This is a genomic window from Erwinia sp. PME.40.26/001, assembly GCF_055556675.1.
Genome location: NZ_JBVHNP010000301.1, coordinates 1 through 254 on the forward strand (window position 1 = coordinate 1; position 254 = coordinate 254).

1 protein-coding gene is annotated in these 254 nt (G+C 76.4%); it reads left to right on the forward strand.

Going from position 1 to position 254, the window contains the following annotated elements; translation table 11 throughout:
- Positions 1 to 254: glycerophosphodiester phosphodiesterase family protein (locus ACZ3HG_RS24280; RefSeq protein WP_465335023.1), on the forward strand; the 254-nt coding region annotated here is incomplete at both ends.

Here is a 254-nt window from a genome sequence, read left to right on the forward strand (position 1 = left end):
TGCCGCCGTCTCCCCCGCGACCTCCCCCGGTTCTCGGACGGTCGCGCGCCTCGTCGCCGCGCACGCGGTGGGCCTTCGCGGGATCGTCCGGCGACTCCTCGCGGGACTGGATGCCGTGCAGATCCCCGAGCGCCAGGGCCCGGTGCGCGTGGTCACGCCGGGTCTCGTGCGGGCCGCCCACGCGGCCGGCGTCGAGGTGCACGTGTGGACGGTGAACGACCCGGCGGACATGCGGCGATTGCTGGACCTCGGCG